Raw genomic sequence first — 20,337 nt, forward strand, 5'->3', positions numbered from 1 at the left:
GGCAACTCCACAAATAGCCATCTACATGGCCATTTTAGACGATACTCCTCACATCCGAAACACGCCGAACCTGGTCGGCTGGATGGGCGCGTTGAGGGCGGCCGACAGGCTCAGCCCCAGGATGCGCCGGGTCTGGGCCGGGTCCACCACGCCGTCGTCCCACAAGCGCGCGGTGGCGTAGTAGGGGTGGCCCTGGGCCTCGTACTGGTCGCGGATGGGCGCCTTGAAGGCGTCCTCCTCGTCCTTGCTCCACGCGCCGCCCTTGGCTTCGATGCCGTCCCGGCGCACGGTGGCGAGCACGCTGGCCGCCTGCTCGCCGCCCATCACGCTGATGCGCGCATTGGGCCACATCCACAGGAAGCGCGGAGAATAGGCCCGGCCGCACATGCCGTAGTTGCCGGCGCCGAACGACCCGCCGATCAGCGTGGTGATCTTGGGCACCTGGGCGGTGGCGACCGCGGTGACCATCTTGGCGCCGTCCTTGGCGATGCCGCCGTTCTCGTACTTGCGCCCGACCATGAAGCCGGTGATGTTCTGCAGGAAGAGCAGCGGGATACCCCGCTGGCCGCACAGTTCGATGAAGTGGGCGCCCTTCTGCGCCGATTCGCCGAACAGGATGCCATTGTTGGCGACGATGCCCACCGGGTAGCCGTAGAGCTGGGCGAAGCCGCACACCAGCGTGCTGCCGTAGCGGGCCTTGAATTCGTCGAAGCGGGAGCCGTCCACCACGCGGGCGATGATCTCCCGCACGTCGTAGGGTTTGCGGGTGTCGGTGGGGACGATGCCGTAGATCTCTTCCGGGTCGTAGGCCGGGGCTTCGCCTTCGCCCAGGGCCAGGCTCACCGGCTTGACCCGGTTCAGGTTGGCGACGATGCGGCGGGCGATGGAGAGCGCATGGTTGTCGTTCTCCGCCAGGTGGTCGGCCACGCCGGACAGGCGCGTGTGCACGTCGCCACCGCCCAGGTCCTCGGCGCTGACCACCTCGCCGGTGGCGGCCTTCACCAGCGGCGGACCGCCCAGGAAGATGGTGCCCTGGTTGCGCACGATCACGGTCTCGTCGGACATGGCCGGCACGTAGGCGCCGCCGGCCGTGCACGAGCCCATCACCACGGCGATCTGGGGGATGCCCTGGGCCGACATGTTGGCCTGGTTGAAGAAGATGCGGCCGAAGTGGTCCCGGTCCGGGAAGACCTCGTCCTGCTTCGGCAGGAAGGCGCCGCCGGAATCCACCAGGTAGATGCAGGGCAGCTTGTTCTGCTCGGCGATCTCCTGGGCGCGCAGGTGCTTCTTGACCGTCATCGGGTAGTAGGTGCCGCCCTTCACGGTCGCGTCGTTGGCGACGATCATGCATTCCACGCCCTGCACCCGGCCGATGCCGGCGATGACGCCGGCCGAGGGCGCCTCGCCGTCGTACATGCCGAAGGCGGCGAGTTGGCCGATTTCCAGGAAGGCGGTGCCCGGGTCCAGCAGGTGGCCGACCCGGTCGCGGGGCAGCAGCTTGCCGCGGGCGGTGTGCTTGGCCCGCGCGGATTCGCCGCCGCCCTGGGCGACTTCGGCGGCCTTGCCGCGCAGGTCGTCCACCAGCGCACGCATGGCCGTCGCGTTGGCCTGGAACTCGACGCTGCGCGGGTTGATGGTGGATTTGATGGTGCTCATGTCTCCTCGTCCTCGTGGGTTCGGGATTGTGCTTGTATGGGTCAGAAGCCGCCGGTGGCGAGCCAGCGTTCGATCTGCGGGATGCGGTCCACGCCCCAGAAGGGTTCGCCGTCGATGATGACGAAGGGCGAGCCGAACACGCCCCGTTCGATGGCCTGGGCGCATTCGTCCTTCAGGCGCTGGCGGATGGCCTCGCCGGCGAGGGCCTCGGCGAGTGCCGCGCGGTCGGCGCCGGCGGCTGCCGCGATGTCCAGCACCGCCGCTTCCTGGGAGATGTCGCGGCCATCCACGAAATAGGCGCGCAAGGCGGCAAGCGCGAAGCGGCGGGCCAGCGCCGGGTCATTGTCCTCCAGCCAGTAGTACGCCCGGGCGGCGACCTGGGTGCCGATGGGGAAGGCTTGGGGGATGCGGCAGGTCAGGCCGAGGAAGCGGGCCGAGCGTTCGAAGTCGCGCTTCGCATACTCGCCCTTGAGGGGCTTGGAGGGCAGCGGCACGTCGCCGGTGACCTTGTACACCGCGCCCAGCAGGTAGGGCCGCCAGCGCGCCGTGCGGCCGTGGGCCTCGGCCAGGGCGTCGATCTTCTCGGCCATGAAATAGCCGTAGGGGGAGGAGAAGTCGAAATAGAAGTCGATCGGTTCGGCCATCGTTCAGTCTCCGCCTGCGCCGGCAGGCCAGTGCATAAAGAAAGTTCCGCGGACACCCCCGGACATGGAGAGGGAGGCAGGGAGTCCCGGAGGCGTTGGGGTCCGCGGAACTTGGTAAGGGTCAGTCCGCCAATGCCCGGCCGATCACCAGGCGCTGGATGTCGGAAGCGCCTTCGTAGATCTGACACACCCGCACGTCCCGGTAGATGCGCTCGACCGGGAAGTCGCTCACGTAGCCGTAGCCGCCGTGCACCTGGATGGCATCGGAACACACGGACTCGGCCATCTCCGAGGCGAACAGCTTGGCCATGGAGGCTTCCTTGAGGCAGGGCCGGCCCGCGTCCTTGAGGCTGGCGGCGTGCCACACGAGCTGGCGCGCGGCCTCCAGCCGGGTCGCCATGTCCGCGAGGCGGAAATTCACCGCCTGGTGCTCGAAGATGGGCTTGCCGAAAGCCTCCCGCTCCTGGGCGTACTTCACCGCCGCTTCCAGCGCGGCGCGGGCCATGCCCAGACACTGGGAGGCGATGCCGATGCGCCCGGCTTCCAGGTTGGAGAGCGCAATGCGGTAGCCCTCGCCTTCCGCGCCGAGCAGGTTCTCCGCCGGGATGCGGCAGTTCTCCAGCAGGATCTGCGCCGTGTCGGACGCCTTCTGGCCCATCTTGTCCTCGATGCGGGCGACGATGTAGCCGGGCGCATCGGTGGGCACGATGAAGCAGGAGATGCCCTTCTTGCCGGCGCTCTTGTCGGTGACCGCGAACACGATGGCCACGTCCGCCTCGCGCCCGGTGGTGATGAACTGCTTGACGCCGTTCAGCACCCATTCGTTGCCGTCACGAACCGCGGTGGTGCGGATGGCCGAGGCGTCCGAACCCACATGGGGTTCGGTGAGGCAGAAGCAGCCCAGCTTCTCGCCGCGCGCCAGGGGCTTGAGCCACTTCTCCTTCTGGGCATCGTTGCCGAAGCGCGCCGGGATGCCGCAGGCGAGCGAGTTCTGCACGCTGACGATGGTCGACGTGGCGCCGTCGCCGGCCGCGATCTCTTCCAGCGCCAGCACCAGGCTCATGTAGTCCATGCCCGCGCCGCCCCATTCCTCCGGCACCACCATGCCCAGCGCGCCGAGTTCGGCGAGTTCCTTCAGCGCCTGGCGGGGGAAGGTGTGGTCGCGGTCCCATTCGGCGGCGAAGGGGGCCAGGCGCTCCTGCGCGAAGGCGCGCAGGGAGTCGCGGATCATTTCCTGTTCCTGGGTCAGTATCATTTTTTCGTGTCTCCTCCTGCGCTCATGACATTGCCTGTGGGAGCGGCCTTGGCCGCGATGCGGCCCGTGGCAAACCCATGCCCCGCATCGCGGGCAAGCCCGCTCCTACAGCAGCTCCACCGCCAGCGCCGTGGCTTCGCCGCCGCCGATGCACAGGCTCGCCACGCCGCGCTTCTTGCCGTACTGGCGCAGCGCGCCCAGCAGGGACACGACGATGCGCACACCCGAGGCGCCGATGGGGTGGCCCAGGGCGCAGGCGCCGCCATGCACATTCACCCTGTCGTGGGGCAGGTTCAGTTCCTTCATGGCGGCCATGGTGACCACGGCGAAGGCTTCGTTGATCTCCCACAGGTCCACGTCCCCGGTCTGCCAGCCGGTTTTCGCCAGCACCTTCTGGATGGCGCCCACCGGGGCGGTGGTGAACCAGGCCGGTTCCTGGGCGTGGGTCGCATGGCCCACGATGGTGGCGAGCGGCTTCACGCCCAGGCGATCCGCGGTGGAGCGGCGCATCAGCACCAGCGCCGCCGCGCCGTCGGAAATGGAACTGGAGTTGGCGGCAGTGACCGTGCCGGTCTTGCTGAAGGCGGGCTTGAGCGTGGGGATCTTCTCCAGCTGGGCCTTCAGCGGCTGCTCGTCCTTGTCCACGACCACCTCGCCCTTGCGCCCGGCGACGGTGACCGGAGCCACTTCCCACTGGAACAGGCCCTCGGTGATGGCCTTCTGCGCGCGCGTCGTGGAGGCGACGGCGAACTCGTCCTGGGCGGCGCGGGTGAAGTCGAAGTGCGTGGCGCAGTCTTCGGCGAAAGTGCCCATCAGGCGGCCCTTGCTCTCTTCCGAATAGCGGTCTTCCAGGCCGTCGAAGAACATGTGGTCCAGCACCTGGCCGTGGCCCAGGCGGTAGCCGCCGCGGGCCTTGGGCAGCAGGTAGGGGGCGTTGGACATGGATTCCATGCCGCCGGCGACCATGACCTCGTTGCTGCCGGCGAGCAGCAGGTCGTGGGCCAGCATGGTGGCCTTCATGCCGGAGCCGCACACCTTGTTGATGGTGGTGCAGCCGGCCGCCAGCGGCAGGCCCGCGCCCAGCGCCGCCTGCCGCGCCGGGGCCTGGCCCACGCCGGCGGGCAGCACGCAGCCCATGATCACTTCCTGCACCTTGTCGGCCGGAATGCCGGCGCGCTCCACGGCGGCGCGGATGGCCGCGGCGCCGAGCTGCGGGCCGGTGAGGGAGGAAAGATCGCCCTGGAAGCCGCCCATGGGCGTGCGGGCGGCGGAGACGATGACGATGGGGTCGGACATGGTGAGGCTCCTGTGAAGTCCTGGGTATGTTCGTTCGAATGGTGGTGCCCGGGTTAGCAGGTCCCTTCCCCTTCAAGGGGAAGGACAGGATGGGGATGGGTCATCCGGTGTATCGCTTGGTCAAGACCCATCCCCTCCCCGGCCCTCCCCTTGAAGGGGAGGGAGAAAACCCTGCTACAGCGTCTCGGCGAACAACTCGCGGCCGATCAGCATGCGGCGGATTTCGCTGGTGCCGGCGCCGATCTCGTACAGCTTTGCATCCCGCCACAAGCGGCCCACCGGATACTCATTGGTATAGCCCACGCCGCCCAGGGCCTGGATGGCCTCGCCGGCCATCCAGGTGGCCTTCTCGGCGGAATACAGGATGGCGCCGGCCGCGTCCTTGCGCAGGGAGCGGGCGTGGTCGGCCCGGTCGCAGGCCTGGCCCACGGCGTACACATAGGCACGGGTGGCGCTCCAGGTGGAATACATGTCGGCGAGCTTGCCCTGCATGAGCTGGAATTCGCCGATGGGGGTGTCGAACTGCCTGCGCTCGTGCAGATAGGGCACCACCGCATCCATACACGCGGCCATGATGCCCAGCGGGCCGCCGGAGAGCACCGCGCGCTCGTAGTCCAGGCCGCTCATCAGCACCTTGACGCCACCGCCCACCTGGCCCAGCACGTTCTCCTCCGGCACTTCCACGTCGTCGAAAAACAAGGGATAGGTGTTGGAGCCGCGCATGCCCAGCTTGTCCAGGTGGGTGCCGTGGCTGAAACCCTTCATTCCCTTCTCGATGATGAAGGCGGTGATGCCCTTCGGCCCGGCCACGGCGTCGGTCTTGGCATAGACCACCAGCGTGTCCGCGTCGCCCCCGTTGGTGATCCACATCTTGGCGCCGTTCAACACGTAGCGGTCGCCCTTCCTGTCGGCGCGCAGCTTCATGCTCACCACGTCGGAACCGGCGTTGGGCTCGCTCATGGCGAGCGCGCCCACGTGCTCGCCGGAGATCAGCCTGGGCAGGTATTTCTGCTTCTGCGCCGCGTTGCCGTTGCGGCGGAGCTGGTTCACGCACAGGTTGGAATGCGCGCCGTAGGACAGGCCCACCGAGGCCGAGGCGCGGGAGATTTCTTCCATGGCGATGATGTGGGCCAGATAGCCCATCTCCGTGCCGCCGTACTCCTCCTCCACGGTCATACCATGCACGCCCAGGTCGCCGAGCTTCTTCCACAGGTCGGCGGGGAATTCGTTCACCCGGTCGATCTCGGCCGCCCGCGGCGCGATCTCCGCGGCGCAGAAGTCGCGCAGCGTGTCCCGCAGCATTTCGATGGTCTCACCCAGGTTGAAGTCCAGGCTGGGAATGTTCATGTCGAGGTCTCCTCCACTCTTATTCGATGTATGGCGTCAGGCCTTGCGCTCGGCCTTGCCCGCCAGGGCCATGATGGTCTGCTGCATGGTGGCGCACAAGTTCCACTGGCCGTCCTTCACCGCGAACACGTCGGCGCGGGTGACGATCAGCGTGCGGCCCGGGCGCACCACCTCGCCGCAGGCCACCAGGCGCTCGCCTTCGGCCGGCGCCACCAGGTTGAGCTTGTATTCCACGGTGAGCACGCTGGTGTCCGCCGGCACCAGGGAGTTGGCGGCGAAGCCGCCGGCGTTGTCGGCGATCATGCCGACGATGCCGCCGTGGATGTAGCCGTGCTGCTGGGTGATGTCCTCCCGCCAGGGCAGCTCGATCTCCACGAAGCCCGGCTCCACGGCGAGGATGCGCGCGCCGATCAGGGCCATGGCCTGCTGGCGCTCGAAGCTCTCGCGCACGCGCTCCGCGTAGTCGGGGTCTCTCGGCTGGAAGATGGGGGCTTCGCGTCGCATCGTGTCTCCTTCGATGGGCGTGGCGTTTGTTGTGAATGAATTCTGTCGTTGTTTTTACGTTTACGTCAACGTAAACTTGCACGCAAAAAATCAGGCCACGCTGCGCATGCGCTTGTCGAGTTCGGCACGGGCCTGGGCCGCCCCGGCGGCGTTGTCGCCGAGCAGTGCGGAGCATTGGCGTTCGAGCATGTCGATCTCGGCGAGCACCGCTTCGATGTCCTCGCGCTGCTGCTGGAGGGCGGCCCGGCGCTCGCTGAGCACGCGCTGGAAGCGTTGCAGTTGCGGCGCCGAGTTGCGCACGCCGTCGTACATGTCGATCAGCTCCCTGATCTCGGCGAGCGACAGGCCCAGGCGCTTGCCGCGCAAGGTCAGGCGCAGGCGGGTGCGGTCGGCGCGGGTGTAGACGCGGGCGCGGCCGCTGCGGGACGGGGTGAGCAGGCCCTGGTCTTCGTAGAAGCGGATCGCGCGCGGGGTGACGTCGAATTCGCGCGCAAGCTCGGTAATGGTGTAGGTTCGTTCGCTGGCCATGATGCCGCCTGTGTCGTGTCCGCCCTGCCATGCCGGCTGCGGAACAGTATCAAGTGATTGTTTTATATAAATAAAAATTTCGACAACGAAAAAGAGTTAAGCAGATTTCCGGGGTTTGAGCAATGCGCATCGCACCCCGCCCACAGGAGAGACCACCATGACCCAGGCCACCGCCCCCTCCCCTTCCGCCGCGCTGGCCTACCCCTGGGCCGACCACCCGGCGCCCGGCAGCCTGCGCCCCGTCGCGCCCGGCGTGGGCTGGCTGCGCATGCCGCTGCCCTTCGCCCTGGACCACGTCAACGTCTGGCTGCTGGACGACGGCGAGGCGCTGGCCGTGGTGGATACGGGCTTCGGCCTGGACGAGGTGCGCGCCCACTGGGAGGCCGTCCTCGCCGCCGACGGCCGTCCGCTGAAGAAGGTCGTCGTCACCCACTGCCACCCGGACCACCTGGGCCTGGCCACCTGGCTGGCGGCGCGCGACGGCGCGAGCATCCTCATGACCCAGGGCGAATTCCTCGGCGGCCACGCCCTGTGGCACCAGTTGCCCGGCCATTGCGTGACGGACATGGTGGAACAGTTCCGCCGCCACGGCCTGGACGAAGCCCGTTTGCAGGCACTGGCCGGCCGCGGCAACGCCTACCGGCGCGGGGTGCCCGACCTGCCCGCCACCTACAGCCGCCTCTTCGACGGCGACCAGGTGCGCATCGGCACCTACGACTGGCAGGTCATCGTCGGCTACGGCCACGCCCCCGAGCACGCCAGCCTGTACTGTGAGGCGCTCGGCATCCTCATTTCGGGCGACATGCTGCTGCCGCGCATCTCCACCAACGTCAGCGTTTTCGCGGCCACGCCGGAGGACGATCCCCTCGGCCGCTTCCTCGATTCCCTGCGCCGGATCCGTAACTTGCCCGACGATACGCTCGTGCTACCATCCCACGGAAGGCCATTTCGCGGCATCCGGGCGCGGGTGGAGCAACTCGTCGAGCACCACCGCGACCGCTGCGCGGAACTGTTGGCGGCATGCACTACGCCACGCTGCGCGGGAGAGCTGCTCGGTACACTATTCCCACGCGAACTGGACACCCATCAGGTCATGTTCGCCATGGGGGAAGCAATCGCCCATCTCAACCATCTTGCAGTGCGGGGAGAGCTCTGCAGGCGGGTCGATGGCGAGGGCGTGATTCGTTTCGCAAGAAACGCTTGAACGAGGAGCACGAAAATAAATGGCTGTACCCACCTTTGAAGACACCCACGCCGAGCTTCCCGACCCGAAGGAAGTCGCCAAGACCTATTCCGAGGTGGCGCAGCGCGCCTCCAAGCTGATCGGCGAACACGTGCAGCGCCAGCTCAAGAAGGGCGTGGCTGCGCCGGCCGACGAGCTGGGCATCGCCCAGGCCTTCATGGACATGATGGCCAAGCTGCTCGCCAACCCGTACAAGCTCGCCCAGTCCCAGATGAACCTGGTGTGGGACTACTTCTCCCTGTGGCAGCACTCCATGCTCCGCTTCATGGGCATGCACGCAGCCCCGGTGGCCACGCCGGAAAAGGCCGACAAGCGCTTCAAGGACGAGGAGTGGGAACAGCACTTCATGTTCGACTTCATCAAGCAGTCCTACCTGATCGCCGCGCGCCACGTGCATGACACGGTGTGCTGCGTGGAAGGCCTGGACGAACAGACGCAGAAGAAGGTCAACTTCTACACGCGCCAGTACATCGACGCCATGAGCCCGTCGAACTTCGCCATCACCAACCCGGAAGTGTTCCGCGAGACGGTCAAGAGCCACGGGCAGAACCTGCTCAAGGGCCTCAACAACCTGCTGCGGGACGTGGAGGAAGGCGGCGGCAACCTGCGCGTCAAGATGACGGACACCACGGCCTTCGAGCTGGGCAAGAACGTCGCCACCACGCCGGGCAAGGTCGTGTTCCAGACCGACATGATGCAGTTGATCCAATACACGCCAACCACCGGCAAGGTGTACAAGCGCCCGCTGCTGATCGTGCCGCCCTGGATCAACAAGTTCTACATCCTCGACCTGCGCGAGAAGAACTCCTACATCAAGTGGTGCGTGGACCAGGGCCACACGGTGTTCGTGATCTCTTGGGTGAACCCGGACGAGCACCAGGCCGAAAAGACCTTCGAGTCCTACGTCAAGGAAGGCATCATCGCCGCGCTGGACGCCATCGAGAAGCAGACCGGCGAGAAGGAAGTGAACGCGGCCGGCTACTGCCTGGGCGGCACCCTGCTCGCCACCACGCTGGCCTACCTGGCGGCGAAGAAGGAAAAGCGCATCGCCGCGGCCACCTTCTTCACCACCATGACCGACTTCGCCGAACCGGGCGAACTGGGCGTTTTCATCGACGAAGTACAGGTCTCCAGCCTGGAAAAGAAGATGTTCGAGCGCGGCTACCTGGAAGGCTCGGAGATGGCCGGCACCTTCAACCTGATGCGGGCCAACGACCTCATCTGGTCCTTCGTGGTGAACAACTACCTGCTCGGCAAGGACCCCTTCCCCTTCGACCTGCTGTACTGGAACTCCGACTCCACCCGCATGCCGGCGAAGATGCACAGCTTCTACCTGCGCAGCATGTACATGGAGAACCGCCTGGTGGAGCCGGGCGGCATCGAGATCGAGGGCGTGCCCATCGATCTCGGCAAGATCAAGGTGCCCTGCTACTTCATCTCCACCATCGAAGACCACATCGCGCCGTGGAAGAGCACCTACATGGGCGCGCGCCGTTTCGGCGGCCCGGTGCGCTTCGTGCTCGGCGGCTCCGGCCACATCGCCGGCATCGTCAATCCGCCGGTCGCCAACAAGTACGGCTACTGGCTCAACCCGGCGGCCAAGCTGCCCGCCACCGCGGACACCTGGTTCGAAGGTTCCCAGCAGCAGGCCGGTTCCTGGTGGACCGACTGGCAGGCCTGGGTCGTGGCCCACGACGACGAACAGACCGCGCCGCGTGACCCCGCCAAGGGCAAGCTCAAGGTGCTGGAAGAAGCCCCCGGCAGCTACGTCAAGGTTCGCCTGGACAGCCACAAGGCGATCTGAGCCGCGCCACCATGCGGGACACGCAGGGGGCCTCGGCCCCCTCGTTTTTTTCCAAGGCCGCCATGCCCCCCCTCGTCGTCCTCGACACCAACACCGTGATGGCGCTGTGGTTCTTCGAGGACCCGCGCCTCACCGACCTGCGCCTGCGCGTCGAAGCCGGCCGGCTGCTCCCCGCCTGCCGGGAGGACGCCCTGGAGGAACTGCGCCGCGTGCTCGCCTACCGCCAGTTCGGCATCACGCCCGAACGGCAGGCGACCCTGCTGGAAAGCTATCGCGCCCGCGTGAAACACGCCCCTGCGCCCACCACTGACACCCCTGCGCTACCGGTCTGCCGCGACCCCGACGACCAGAAATTCCTCGAAATCGCCCGCGACGCCGGAGCCGCCCTGCTGCTGACCCGCGACAAGGCCCTGCTGCGCCTGGCCCGGCATCGGCTGATCCGGCCGCTGTTCGCCATCGTCTCCCCCGACCGCTTCGACCCTGCCGGATGACCCTGGCTGGCCCGCCGGCTCAGAAGCCCTGCCGGCACTGGCGGGGCGTGAGGCCGAAATGGCGCTTGAAGGCAGTAGCGAAATTGGCCGCGCTGGTGTAGCCGGCGAGGTCCGCCGCCTCGCCGACGCTGCGGCCCTCCTGCTCCAGGGCCTGGCGGGCGCGCAGCAGGCGGCGCTGGCGCTCGTACTCGAACACGGTCGTGCCAAAGGCCGTGCGGAAGTGCCGTTGCATCGTGCAGACATTGGTGCCTGCCCGCCGCGCGATCTGGTCGAGCGCTAGCCCTTCGGCGGCACCGCTGTCGAGCAGCTCGCGTACCTCGACGATGCGCCGCCGTTCCCGCGGCCGTAGTGCCGGCGACGTGGACGCGGCATCGCTCAACTGGCACAGCGCCTCCGCCACCAGTTCGACGCTGCGGCTTTCCAGATAAAGCCCCCGCAGCAGGGGCGGCAGCTCCGGCGGGTGGACCAACTGTTCGGCAAGCGCCACGGCGCGCGGCGTCGGCGTCCAGCGTCCGACGGCGAGATGGCGGTCGAACAGGGGATGCGGCCCCGCGAATCCGGCGTCGCTCTCGGGGCAGGCCGCGGCCAGCCATTCGCGGCTGAAGGTGATGCCCACCTTGCGTTCATGGCTGCCGCGCCGGGCACGCCGGACGAAAAGTTCCGGCTCGCGCAACGTGGCGAACGCCGCCGCCGCTTCGGGCTTGCGGACACGGCTGGCGCGCGTCGCGCCGAGGCCGATCCGGCACGGGCCGAAGGAGACGTCCACCTGGCCGTCCAGCAGCACGGCCAGGTACAGGTTCTCGCCCTGCAGGGTCTGGATGCTCAGGTCGTGGAGATCGCGCACGTCGGCACAATGGATCGACAGCCCCGGCCGCAGGTGCGCGCCGTGGCACACACCGTGCAGGACGGGAACCTCCGCGTCCAGATCGGGGGCGATGCGGTAGGCCGTATTCCCTCCCGCGACCACCTGGGCATGCAACGCGCCAGACAGGACGATTTGCGGCGCACGGCCTCGGCGTTCGGACACGCGTTCCTCCTTTCCCGCCGCCGGCCCATCCGTGCGGCGCACAAACATTTTCTTTCGCCGCGCAAAGATTGATGCGCGCACCGGGTGCGATACTAAGCGGCCGTTTTTGTAAATGCAAACCATTCCCGTTTGACTGGAGACATGATGCAACACGCCGTTACTCGCCCCGGGCCGCGGGCCATCGCCATCGCCGCCCTGGCGGCTGCCGCCGCCTCGGTGCAGGCACAGGAAACCACGCTGGAAACCGTGGTCGTGACGGCCGCCGGCCGCGAACAGGCCGTCAAGGACGCGCCGGCCAGTGTTTCGGTCATCACCCGCGAAGAACTGGAGAAAAAGCCCTACACCAACCTGCGCGAAGTGCTGAACGGGCTGGAAGGGGTGTCGGTGGTCGGCTACGGCGCTTCCGAGACCGACATCATGATCCGCGGCATGCCTGCCGAATACACGCTGTTCCTCGTGGACGGCAAGCGCCAGGGCACCCGTGAAACCATGAACCGCGGCACCAGCGGCGTGCAGTCCAACCTGCTGCCGCCCCTGGCGGCCATCGAACGCATCGAAGTCGTGCGCGGCCCGATGTCCTCCCTGTACGGCTCCGACGCCATCGGCGGCGTCATCAACATCATCACGCGCAAGGTGCCGGCGCAGTGGGGCGGTTCGGTGTCGCTGGGCGGCGTCTGGCAGGAGCGCGGCTATCTGGGCGACAGCCGGCAGGGCGAGTTCTGGGTCGGCGGTCCGATCCAGAGCGACGTGCTGGGCCTTTCCATCCAGGGCAAGTCGATCAAGCGCGACGAGGACGACTACTTCGTCCAGCCGCCCGGCGCGACCTCCGCCGCCGTCTATGGCGCGCTGGAGCAGAAGGACGAATCCCTGTCCGTGCGCCTGACGGCGAAGCCGACGGCCAATCAGGACATCGCCCTGGAAGTGGGCAAGGCGGAACTGACCCTCAGCAGTTCCACCGATTACGCCCGCAACAACCCCGCCGCGCTGGCCCCGGAAGCCGAGCACGCGCGCGACTGGTGGTCGGTCACGCACAACGGGCGCTGGGGCGGCGACATCACCACGACGCTGGCCCTGCAGCAGGAAACCGGCACGCAAACCAAGCGCAACGCCGACGGCTCGAAAATTCCGGGCACTCCGGAAATCGTCAATACGGTGCTGGACGGGCTGATGAGCCTGCCGCTGGGCAGGAACCTGCTCAAGGTCGGCGTCCAGTTCTCCCGCAACGAGCTGACCGGCATCGCGCGCGAGGCCGTGGTTGCCGGCTACCCGGCCAACACGGACGACGTCAGCCTCGATTCGAAAGCCCTGTTCGTCGAGAACGAGTTCTTCGCCACCGACAATCTGACCCTGACCGCCGGCCTGCGCATGGACGACCATGACAACTACGGCCAGCACTGGACGCCGCGCCTCTATGGCGTCTATCACTTCACGCCGCAATGGACGCTGCGCGGCGGCGTGGCCAAGGGCTTCAAGGCGCCGACCATCCGCCAGAGCACCGCGGGCTATTGCATGACCACCGGCGCCTCCACCGGACGCGGCTCCCTGTGCGGCAACCCCGACCTCGAGCCGGAAACCAGCGTTTCCAGCGAACTGGGCCTGCGTTTCGACGATGCCGACCGCAGCTTCAGCGTGACGCTGTTCAACAGCGACTTCAAGGACAAGGTGGCCAGCTACGATACCGGCGAGATCGATCCGCTGCTGGGCGCCCCGTGGCACGTCTACATCTACGACAACATCGACGAAGTGACCCTGCGCGGCGTCGAGCTGGGTTTCGAAACGAAGCTCGCGCCCACGTGGAGGATCGGCGGCCACTACACCTACACCGACTCGCAGCGCAAAGGCGGCGAACCCTCCTTCGACGGCAGTTCGCTCGATGGCCACCCCCTCGACAAGACGCCCGAACACGTATTCAACGTACAACTGGACTGGACGCCGACCGATGCGCTGAACCTCTATGCGCGCGCCAACTACACGGGCAAGCAGTATTGGGCGGCCTATCGCAACGGCGCGATGGGCGTGCGCGAACGCGAGGCATCCACCACGCTGGACCTGGGCGGCGGCTACGCGATCAACAAGTTCCTGAGCGTGAAGTTCGCCGTGCTCAACGTCACCGACAGGGTGGTCGCCGTGGACGAGCGCGGCCGCACCCTGGGGCTGGACGGCAACTGGATGCTGGACGAAGGCCGCCGCGTGGCGATGACGCTCGACGCCCGATTCTGACGCCTCGCCCATGAACGCATCTTTCACGCTCGGCCTGCTGCTGGCCGCCGCCGGCTGCCTGTGCATCTATCTCGCCTCGCCCAACCAGTGCTGGCGGGCCGCAGCCTGGCCGGCCCGGCCCGCCAGGGCGGCCGGCGCGCTGCTGCTGGCATCCGGCCTGGCCGCCTTGCTGCAGACGCTGCAGGCTCCGGCGGCCAGCTTCGTCTTCGCCTGCTGGCTGATGCTGCTCTTGGTGTTCTTTCCCTATCTGGGCGCATGGCGTTCGTCCCGCAAGGCGCAGCCATGAGCGCGGCGGCAAAACCCGCCATCCGGCGCGACTGGTGGAGCAAGACCCTGGCGGGCGCCCTGCTCGGCCTGAGCCTGGCCTTCGCGTGCAGCGGCCTGCTCGCGCTGGCGCTGGCCGGCCTGCCCATGGGCATCCGGGGCCAGCTCGCCATGTGGTCGCTGCCCCCGGTCTGGCTGGGCGTGCTCTCCGGCGTCTATTTCTTCCATAGCGGTCTGCGTGCCTGGGCCTGGCTCGGCGCGGCCAATGGGCTGGCTTTCGGTCTGCTGGCCGTGTTTCGTCTGTCCTGAGCATCATGCGTTCCGACTTCATCCGCATTTACAAGACCGTCCACACCTGGACGGGCATCGTCGCCGGCATGGCGCTGTTCATCGCCTTCTACGCCGGCGCCCTGACGATCTTCAAGGAGCCGCTGTCGCGCTGGGTCGCCCCCCCGTCCGCCGCCAGCACCGCGAGCGCCGCCATGGCGCTGGACGAGGTGCCCATCCTGATCCAGCGCACGCTGGCCGCGCACCCGGAGGCGGCGAGGGACTTCCGCGTGAACCTCCAGCCGGCCGAACACCTGCCGCCCCTGAACTGGCAAGTGCGGCCCCAGGGCGCGGACGACCACGACACCTCGGGGGTGCGCCACTACGTCGCCACGCTGGCCGCCGACGGCAGCGCGCAGGTCGAGGAAGTCCATCCCTCGCGGCTCGCGGAATTCATCGACACGCTGCACCGGGTCGTCGGCCTGCCGGTGGACAGCGACCCCAACCGCTGGATCATGGGCGTCATCGCAAGCCTCTATGCCGTGGCGCTGGTGTCGGGCGTCATCGTGCTGCTGCCTTCCCTAGTGAAGGACTTCTTTGCCTTGCGCGTGGGCAGGAACGTCAAGCGCATGTGGCTGGACGCCCACAACGTGGTCGGCATCATCAGCCTGCCCTTCCACGTGGTGATGGCGCTCACGTCCGTCGTCTTCGCCTTCCACGACCAGATCTACGACCTGCAGGACAAATTCCTGCACGGCGGCGCGCTCACCGCCGCCTTCCGCGTCGGCGGCGCCGGGCCGGCGCCGGGGGCCGCGCCGCGCGACCCGGCGGCCCTGCTGCCGCCGGCCGAACTGCTGGCGCGCGTGCGGGCGCTGTCGCCCGGCTTCGAGCCCACGTCCCTGCAATACTTGAACGTGACCGAACCGCGTGCCGGATTGCGCGTCTGGGGCCACGACCCCGCGGCGCACTCGCCCCGCTTCATCGGCGGCTTCGTCGGTGTCGATCCCTACAGCGGCAAGATCGTGAATACCGATTTCATGCCCGGCCGGCAGGACGCGGCGAATGCCACGGTCAGCAGCTTCTTCGCGCTGCACTTCGGCACCTACGGCGGCACGCCCGTACAGTGGATGTACTTCCTGCTCGGCCTCGCCGGTGCCTGGCTGTTCTACGGCGGCAACCTGCTCTGGGTCGAGACGCGGCGGATCAAGGCCAGCCGCGGAGCCGCCCCCGCTCCGGACGGCGCGCGGCCCGTCCAGCGCCGCGACGTGCGCCTGATGGCGGCCGCCACCGTCGGCGTCTGCCTCGGCTGTGTGTGCGGCATCTCGCTCACCATCGCCGCCGGCAAGTGGCTGCCCGGACAGCTCGCCGATCCGAACACCTGGCATCCGATCATCTACTACGCCGCCTTCTTCGCCGCCATCGCCTGGGCCTTCCTGCGCGGCGCGGCGCGGGCGGCGGTGCATCTGCTGTGGCTGGCGGCGGCCTGCACCCTCGCCATCCCGGCCACTTCGCTGCTGGGCTGGCTTGTCCCCGGCCTGGGCCTGTGGGCGCACGCGTCCGCGCTGGGCGTGGACCTGACGGCGCTGGCCGGCGCCCTCGGCTTCATCTGGCTCGCCCGCGCCACCGCCCGTCGCGTGCAAGACGGCCCGGCGGACAGCGTGTGGTCGGCACCCGCGCCGGCCCGGCAAGAGTAGACGCCAGCGGGACAGTGAACCCGGGGCCTGCCGCTCCCGCGATTCCGTCCCGCCCGCTCCGTACCAGGGGGCGGCCAGCCAGGCGAGGGGGGGACATTAAAACCAACTTTACTTGCTGCCTTTCACTCTAAAGAATGCTTTAATACAAACCATCGCCATTCAAGCCTGCTTTCCATGACCCGCAGCACAGGCACTTACGTCACGTCGACCACGCTGGGCGAGCCGGTGCGGGCCTTCGTGCCCCATGGGCTGCCACCCGCCGATCCGTCGCTGGCACCCGCGTCCTTCGCCGATCTCGGCCGCAAGGCGGAACAGGCACTGGCGCGGCTGGCGGGGGTGTCGGGGCTGGAGCCATCGGTAGACTGGTTGCTCTACAGCGCCGTGCGCAAGGAAGCCCTGCTCACCTCGCAGATCGAAGGCACGCAGGCCACGCTGACCGACCTGTTCGACGAGGAGGCGGGCTTCAAGGTCAGCAATGCCGACGACGTGGCGGAAGTAAGCAACTACCTGCGGGCGTTCCGCTTCGTGCAGGACCAGTTGCGCAGTCCCCAGGGCCTGCCCATCAGCGTGCGCCTGCTGTGCGAGGCCCATGGCCTGCTGCTGGATGGCTCGCGCGGTGCGGGCAAGCAACCGGGTGAGTTGCGCCGCTCGCAGAACTGGATCGGCGGCACGCGCCCGGGCAACGCGGCGTTCGTGCCGCCGCCCGCGGAGCGCGTGCCGGAGCTGCTGGCGGACCTGGAACGCTTCATCCACCGGGAATCGGGCGATCTGCCGCCGCTGGTGAAGATCGCGCTGGTGCATGCGCAGTTCGAGACCATCCATCCTTTTCTGGACGGCAACGGGCGCATCGGCCGGCTGTTGATCGGGGCGCTGCTGGAACACTGGGGTTTGCTGGCCGAACCCTTGATGTACCTCAGCGGCTATCTGAAGCAACATCAGACAGAGTATTACCGCTGCCTCGCCGCCATCCGCACCGAAGGCGACTGGGAAGCCTGGGTGGCCTTCTTCCTGGAAGGCGTGGCGGTCGCGGCGGCGGAAGCAGAGCGCGGCATCATCGCTGTCGCCAGCCTGATCGCCGCCGACCGCAAGAAACTGCTGCAATCGCCCAAGGCCAGCCCGGCCAGCTATCGCCTGTTCGAACTGCTGCCCATGATGCCGCGCTTTACCGTGGAGCACGTCCGGCAACGCCTGGACACCACCTTCCCGACGGCGAACGCCGCCGTGCAGGCGCTGGAAGCCCTGGGCATCGTGGCGGAATTGACGGGGCAGAAGAAGAACCGCAGCTACGCTTACCAGGCCTATATCGACCTGCTGACGCGCTGAGCCACGACCCTTTCCCCCGCGGCAACATGTCGCCCCAACCGGCGGCGCAGCGCCGCGAGATAGCGCAGCCCGGCCGCAGCCCGGCTGCCGTACCAGGACGTCATCTCGCCGTCGATCAGCGACGCCGGCCGGCCGCCGGCCAAAGCCTGTACTTCCTCCAGGTGGCCTTCGCCGAAGCGGTAGGGTTCGGTGGACAGGAACACCCGCGCCAAGCGGCCGAGCCAGGGCGCCTGCCAATCCACCTGCGGGTAGCGCGCCGCCCCTTCGCCGCCACCCTCGTCGGGGAGGTCTGCCAGCCCACCGCGGCCAGCGTGGCGGCGATGTAGGTGCCCCGCCCCACGGTCATCCAGGGCTCGCGCCAGATCAGGTAGAGCACGTCCTCGGGCGGCAGTTCGGCGCGCACTGCGTGGGCTTCGGCAAGCGCGGCGGCGAAGTCCGCGGCCAGCCGTTCAGCCTGGTCCCGGCGGTGGAACACCGCGCCGAACAGGCGGTACAGGGCCGGGTTGTCCTCGGGCGCGTTGGGATGGGTGACGATGACGTGGGGCACGAAGGCCGCCAGTTCTTCCACCGTCTCGCGGCGGTTTTCGTCGATGTTGACGATGAGGTGGGTGGGCGCCAGCGCGCGCACCGCGTCGAGCTTCACGTCCTTGGTGCCGCCCATCTTGGGGATGGCACGCAGCGTCTCCCGCGGGTGGATGCAGAAGCCCGTCCGCCCGACCAGGCGCTCGGCCAGGCCCAGGTCGCACACCAGTTCGGTCAGCGAGGGCACCAGGGAAACGATGCGCACCTCCCCGTCCGCGGGGCGGTGGACGGTGCCGGCGGCGTCGGTCAATGCAGCGTCTGATTCGGCACGCATGGGGTCGGCCTGCGGTGGTAGATTGCACACGAGGTCCGATTGTAGGGGCAGGGAGGACACCATGCGCATCGGCGTGCCGAAGGAAATCAAGGTCCATGAATACCGCGTCGGGCTCACCCCGGGCAGCGTGCGCGAAGCCACGGCCCTCGGGCATGAGGTGCTGGTCGAGCGCGGCGCGGGGGCGGGCATCGGCGCGGACGACGACGCCTACCGCGCCGCCGGCGCGCAGGTGGTGGATGGCGCGGAGGCGGTGTTCGCCGGCGCCGAGCTGATCGTCAAGGTCAAGGAGCCCCAGGCCGCCGAACGCGCCCGGCTGCGCCCCGGCCAGGTGCTGTTCACCTACCTGCACCTGGCGCCCGACCCGGAGCAGGCGCGCGACCTCGTCGTCAGCGGCGCGGTGGCGATCGCCTACGAGACGGTCACCGCGCCCGGCGGCGGCCTGCCGCTGCTGGCGCCCATGTCGGAAGTGGCCGGACGCATGAGCGTGCAGGCCGGCGCCCACTGCCTGGAAAAGGCGACCGGGGGCAGCGGCCTGCTGCTGGGCGGCGTGCCCGGCGTGGAGCCGGCGCGGGTCGTGATCCTGGGCGGCGGTACGGTGGGCGGCAATGCGGCGCTGATCGCGCTGGGCATGGGGGCGCGCGTCACGGTCATCGACCGTTCGCTGGACGTGCTGCGCCGCCTGGTGGATCGCTTCGGCCCGCGGCTGGCGACCCGCCACGCCAGCCGCCACGCGGTGGCGGAGGCGGTGGTGGGTGCCGATCTGGTGATCGGCGCGGTGCTGCTGCCCGGTGCCGCGGCGCCCAGGCTGATCACCCGCGACATGCTGCGCAGCATGCGGCCGGGCTCGGTGATCGTGGACGTGGCCATCGACCAGGGTGGCTGCTGCGAGACCTCGCGCCCGACCACCCACGCCGATCCGACCTATGTGGAAGAAGGCGTCGTGCACTACTGCGTGGCCAACATGCCGGGGGCGGTGGCGCGCACCTCCACCTATGCGCTCAACGCCGCCACGCTGCCCTATGTGCTGGCATTGGCCGGCAAGGGCTGGCGCGCGGCGCTGGCCGAAGACCCCCATCTCGCGGCCGGGCTCAACGTGTGCAACGGCCGCCTGACCCATCCCCAGGTGGCCGCCGCCCTCGGCCAACCCTGCTGCCCGCCGGACGAGGCGCTGTCCGCCTGAGCGGCGCGGCCGGCTCAGATCAGCGAGCCGCCCTCGACGATGGCGCGCGCATCCTTCTCGGTGATGCGCACCGTGGCGCTGGCGATGACGTGGGCCACCAGCCAGTCCTTGAGGCGCTCGATACCGTCGCCTTCCAGCGCGGTGAATCGGCAGCCAGCCTGTCCGCCGGCGGCATCGTGAGTGTAATTGACCACCTGCGCGGTGCCGCGCACCTCGTCGGGCACGCCGCTGCGCAGCAGCACGAAGGGGAAATCCCGCCCCGGCACGGGGGCGGTCGATGCCGGGTAGGCGAAGCCTTCCAGCGACAGATCGTTGAGGTCGAGCTTCTCGCCGTCGATGACGGCCCAGAAGCACACCTGTCCGCGGCGCGTTGCCAGAAAGCGCTGGTGCCCGCGCCGCTCCATGGCTTCCTCAGCCATTTCCCCCTCCTTGAATGCAAGTCGGCGATCATAAACCATGCATCGCCGAGGGGGAACAAGGGCCTGCTGTCATTCATTTCATGGGTCGCGTTGTGTCCAAACGCTCTCGCTACAAGGCGCGCGACGCCGTCAAGGGTGGCTCCCTTGACAAGGAACGCAACGCCGTAGCGGGGGCGTTTGGACACAACCCGAAGGGCTCGGTCGAGTGGGCCCCCATTGCCGCGTTGCGGCTCCTTGATTGGGGGCCACCCAATCCGCGTCGCCGCGCCTTGCACTGGAAGCCCACTCGGCCGAGCGCGGCCCATGAAATGAATGACGG

18 protein-coding genes and 1 pseudogene are annotated in these 20,337 nt (G+C 68.2%); 9 read left to right on the forward strand and 10 right to left on the reverse strand.

Features of this window, described 5'->3' with window-relative positions:
* Positions 1 to 48: 48 nt before the first annotated feature.
* The 7 genes from E6O51_RS00350 to E6O51_RS00380 all read right to left on the reverse strand — a co-directional run bounded on the left by E6O51_RS00350 (position 49) and on the right by E6O51_RS00380 (position 7,230).
* On the reverse strand, positions 49 to 1,656 hold the full coding sequence (locus E6O51_RS00350) for a carboxyl transferase domain-containing protein (protein ID WP_136382985.1): 1,608 nt from the start codon (positions 1,654 to 1,656) through the stop codon (positions 49 to 51).
* Positions 1,657 to 1,697: 41 nt separating this feature from the next.
* A complete protein-coding gene (locus E6O51_RS00355) occupies positions 1,698 to 2,300 on the reverse strand; it encodes a 2-hydroxychromene-2-carboxylate isomerase (RefSeq protein WP_136382986.1) in 603 nt (200 codons plus the stop codon).
* Between the two features lie 121 nt (positions 2,301 to 2,421).
* Positions 2,422 to 3,555, reverse strand: coding sequence for an acyl-CoA dehydrogenase (locus E6O51_RS00360; protein ID WP_136382987.1), 1,134 nt, complete (start codon positions 3,553 to 3,555; stop codon positions 2,422 to 2,424).
* Positions 3,556 to 3,660: 105 nt separating this feature from the next.
* Positions 3,661 to 4,851, reverse strand: coding sequence for an acetyl-CoA C-acetyltransferase (locus E6O51_RS00365; protein ID WP_136382988.1), 1,191 nt, complete (start codon positions 4,849 to 4,851; stop codon positions 3,661 to 3,663).
* Between the two features lie 174 nt (positions 4,852 to 5,025).
* Entirely contained in the window at positions 5,026 to 6,198 is a 1,173-nt protein-coding gene (locus E6O51_RS00370) for an isovaleryl-CoA dehydrogenase (RefSeq protein WP_136382989.1), read from the reverse strand.
* A gap of 36 nt (positions 6,199 to 6,234) precedes the next feature.
* On the reverse strand, positions 6,235 to 6,702 hold the full coding sequence (locus tag E6O51_RS00375; RefSeq protein WP_136382990.1) for a PaaI family thioesterase: 468 nt from the start codon (positions 6,700 to 6,702) through the stop codon (positions 6,235 to 6,237).
* A gap of 90 nt (positions 6,703 to 6,792) precedes the next feature.
* Positions 6,793 to 7,230, reverse strand: coding sequence for a MerR family transcriptional regulator (locus tag E6O51_RS00380; protein WP_136382991.1), 438 nt, complete (start codon positions 7,228 to 7,230; stop codon positions 6,793 to 6,795).
* A 157-nt stretch (positions 7,231 to 7,387) separates the two neighbouring features.
* On the opposite strand from E6O51_RS00380, the gene E6O51_RS00385 reads away from it, so the two are divergent.
* The 3 genes from E6O51_RS00385 to E6O51_RS00395 all read left to right on the forward strand — a co-directional run bounded on the left by E6O51_RS00385 (position 7,388) and on the right by E6O51_RS00395 (position 10,768).
* Positions 7,388 to 8,434 (forward strand): MBL fold metallo-hydrolase, encoded by a 1,047-nt coding sequence (locus E6O51_RS00385; protein WP_136382992.1) that lies wholly within the window; start codon positions 7,388 to 7,390, stop codon positions 8,432 to 8,434.
* A 19-nt stretch (positions 8,435 to 8,453) separates the two neighbouring features.
* On the forward strand, positions 8,454 to 10,277 hold the full coding sequence (locus tag E6O51_RS00390; protein ID WP_136382993.1) for a PHA/PHB synthase family protein: 1,824 nt from the start codon (positions 8,454 to 8,456) through the stop codon (positions 10,275 to 10,277).
* A 62-nt stretch (positions 10,278 to 10,339) separates the two neighbouring features.
* Positions 10,340 to 10,768 carry a putative toxin-antitoxin system toxin component, PIN family gene (locus E6O51_RS00395; RefSeq protein WP_136382994.1) on the forward strand — a complete coding sequence of 143 codons (429 nt, stop codon included), beginning with the start codon at positions 10,340 to 10,342 and terminating at the stop codon, positions 10,766 to 10,768.
* A 19-nt stretch (positions 10,769 to 10,787) separates the two neighbouring features.
* Here E6O51_RS00395 and E6O51_RS00400 read toward each other — a convergent pair whose 3' ends face one another.
* Positions 10,788 to 11,795 (reverse strand): helix-turn-helix domain-containing protein, encoded by a 1,008-nt coding sequence (locus tag E6O51_RS00400; RefSeq protein WP_168735136.1) that lies wholly within the window; start codon positions 11,793 to 11,795, stop codon positions 10,788 to 10,790.
* 141 nt (positions 11,796 to 11,936) lie between these two features.
* On the opposite strand from E6O51_RS00400, the gene E6O51_RS00405 reads away from it, so the two are divergent.
* From E6O51_RS00405 to E6O51_RS00425, 5 genes are all read left to right on the forward strand, one after another.
* Positions 11,937 to 14,015: a TonB-dependent receptor domain-containing protein gene (locus E6O51_RS00405; protein ID WP_136382996.1), complete on the forward strand. Its 2,079-nt coding sequence runs from the start codon at positions 11,937 to 11,939 to the stop codon at positions 14,013 to 14,015.
* 10 nt (positions 14,016 to 14,025) lie between these two features.
* Positions 14,026 to 14,301: a hypothetical protein gene (locus tag E6O51_RS00410; protein ID WP_136382997.1), complete on the forward strand. Its 276-nt coding sequence runs from the start codon at positions 14,026 to 14,028 to the stop codon at positions 14,299 to 14,301.
* Complete coding sequence (locus E6O51_RS00415; protein ID WP_136382998.1) at positions 14,298 to 14,588, forward strand: hypothetical protein; 291 nt, start codon at positions 14,298 to 14,300, stop codon at positions 14,586 to 14,588. Before E6O51_RS00410 ends, E6O51_RS00415 begins: the two co-directional genes overlap by 4 nt.
* Before the next feature lie 5 nt (positions 14,589 to 14,593).
* Positions 14,594 to 16,240: a PepSY-associated TM helix domain-containing protein gene (locus E6O51_RS00420; RefSeq protein ID WP_136382999.1), complete on the forward strand. Its 1,647-nt coding sequence runs from the start codon at positions 14,594 to 14,596 to the stop codon at positions 16,238 to 16,240.
* A gap of 174 nt (positions 16,241 to 16,414) precedes the next feature.
* On the forward strand, positions 16,415 to 17,563 hold the full coding sequence (locus E6O51_RS00425; RefSeq protein ID WP_136383000.1) for a Fic family protein: 1,149 nt from the start codon (positions 16,415 to 16,417) through the stop codon (positions 17,561 to 17,563).
* On the opposite strand, the pseudogene E6O51_RS00430 reads toward E6O51_RS00425, so the two are convergent.
* Positions 17,539 to 18,419: pseudogene (locus tag E6O51_RS00430) on the reverse strand (helical backbone metal receptor). The gene E6O51_RS00425 and the pseudogene E6O51_RS00430 sit on opposite strands and share 25 nt — an antisense overlap.
* 61 nt (positions 18,420 to 18,480) lie before the next feature.
* Between E6O51_RS00430 and ald the strand changes: the two are divergent.
* Positions 18,481 to 19,599, forward strand: coding sequence for an alanine dehydrogenase (gene ald / locus E6O51_RS00435; RefSeq protein ID WP_136383001.1), 1,119 nt, complete (start codon positions 18,481 to 18,483; stop codon positions 19,597 to 19,599).
* A 14-nt stretch (positions 19,600 to 19,613) separates the two neighbouring features.
* On the opposite strand, the gene E6O51_RS00440 is transcribed toward ald, so the two are convergent.
* Entirely contained in the window at positions 19,614 to 20,018 is a 405-nt protein-coding gene (locus E6O51_RS00440) for a PilZ domain-containing protein (RefSeq protein WP_136383002.1), read from the reverse strand.
* Positions 20,019 to 20,337: the final 319 nt, after the last annotated feature.

Origin of the sequence: Pseudothauera rhizosphaerae (assembly GCF_004801305.1) — a bacterium.
GTDB lineage: Bacteria > Pseudomonadota > Gammaproteobacteria > Burkholderiales > Rhodocyclaceae > Pseudothauera > Pseudothauera rhizosphaerae.

Excerpts from the sequence above, each read along its gene's own strand:
- E6O51_RS00350 (WP_136382985.1), bottom strand. The coding sequence starts at position 1,656 with ATGAGCACCATCAAATCCACCATCAACCCGCGCAGCGTCGAGTTCCAG.
- E6O51_RS00355 (WP_136382986.1), bottom strand. The coding sequence starts at position 2,300 with ATGGCCGAACCGATCGACTTCTATTTCGACTTCTCCTCCCCCTACGGC.
- E6O51_RS00360 (WP_136382987.1), bottom strand. The coding sequence starts at position 3,555 with ATGATACTGACCCAGGAACAGGAAATGATCCGCGACTCCCTGCGCGCC.
- E6O51_RS00365 (WP_136382988.1), bottom strand. The coding sequence starts at position 4,851 with ATGTCCGACCCCATCGTCATCGTCTCCGCCGCCCGCACGCCCATGGGC.
- E6O51_RS00370 (WP_136382989.1), bottom strand. The coding sequence starts at position 6,198 with ATGAACATTCCCAGCCTGGACTTCAACCTGGGTGAGACCATCGAAATG.
- E6O51_RS00375 (WP_136382990.1), bottom strand. The coding sequence starts at position 6,702 with ATGCGACGCGAAGCCCCCATCTTCCAGCCGAGAGACCCCGACTACGCG.
- E6O51_RS00380 (WP_136382991.1), bottom strand. The coding sequence starts at position 7,230 with ATGGCCAGCGAACGAACCTACACCATTACCGAGCTTGCGCGCGAATTC.
- E6O51_RS00385 (WP_136382992.1), top strand. The coding sequence starts at position 7,388 with ATGACCCAGGCCACCGCCCCCTCCCCTTCCGCCGCGCTGGCCTACCCC.
- E6O51_RS00390 (WP_136382993.1), top strand. The coding sequence starts at position 8,454 with ATGGCTGTACCCACCTTTGAAGACACCCACGCCGAGCTTCCCGACCCG.
- E6O51_RS00395 (WP_136382994.1), top strand. The coding sequence starts at position 10,340 with ATGCCCCCCCTCGTCGTCCTCGACACCAACACCGTGATGGCGCTGTGG.
- E6O51_RS00405 (WP_136382996.1), top strand. The coding sequence starts at position 11,937 with ATGATGCAACACGCCGTTACTCGCCCCGGGCCGCGGGCCATCGCCATC.
- E6O51_RS00410 (WP_136382997.1), top strand. The coding sequence starts at position 14,026 with ATGAACGCATCTTTCACGCTCGGCCTGCTGCTGGCCGCCGCCGGCTGC.
- E6O51_RS00415 (WP_136382998.1), top strand. The coding sequence starts at position 14,298 with ATGAGCGCGGCGGCAAAACCCGCCATCCGGCGCGACTGGTGGAGCAAG.
- E6O51_RS00420 (WP_136382999.1), top strand. The coding sequence starts at position 14,594 with ATGCGTTCCGACTTCATCCGCATTTACAAGACCGTCCACACCTGGACG.
- E6O51_RS00425 (WP_136383000.1), top strand. The coding sequence starts at position 16,415 with ATGACCCGCAGCACAGGCACTTACGTCACGTCGACCACGCTGGGCGAG.
- ald (WP_136383001.1), top strand. The coding sequence starts at position 18,481 with ATGCGCATCGGCGTGCCGAAGGAAATCAAGGTCCATGAATACCGCGTC.
- E6O51_RS00440 (WP_136383002.1), bottom strand. The coding sequence starts at position 20,018 with ATGGCTGAGGAAGCCATGGAGCGGCGCGGGCACCAGCGCTTTCTGGCA.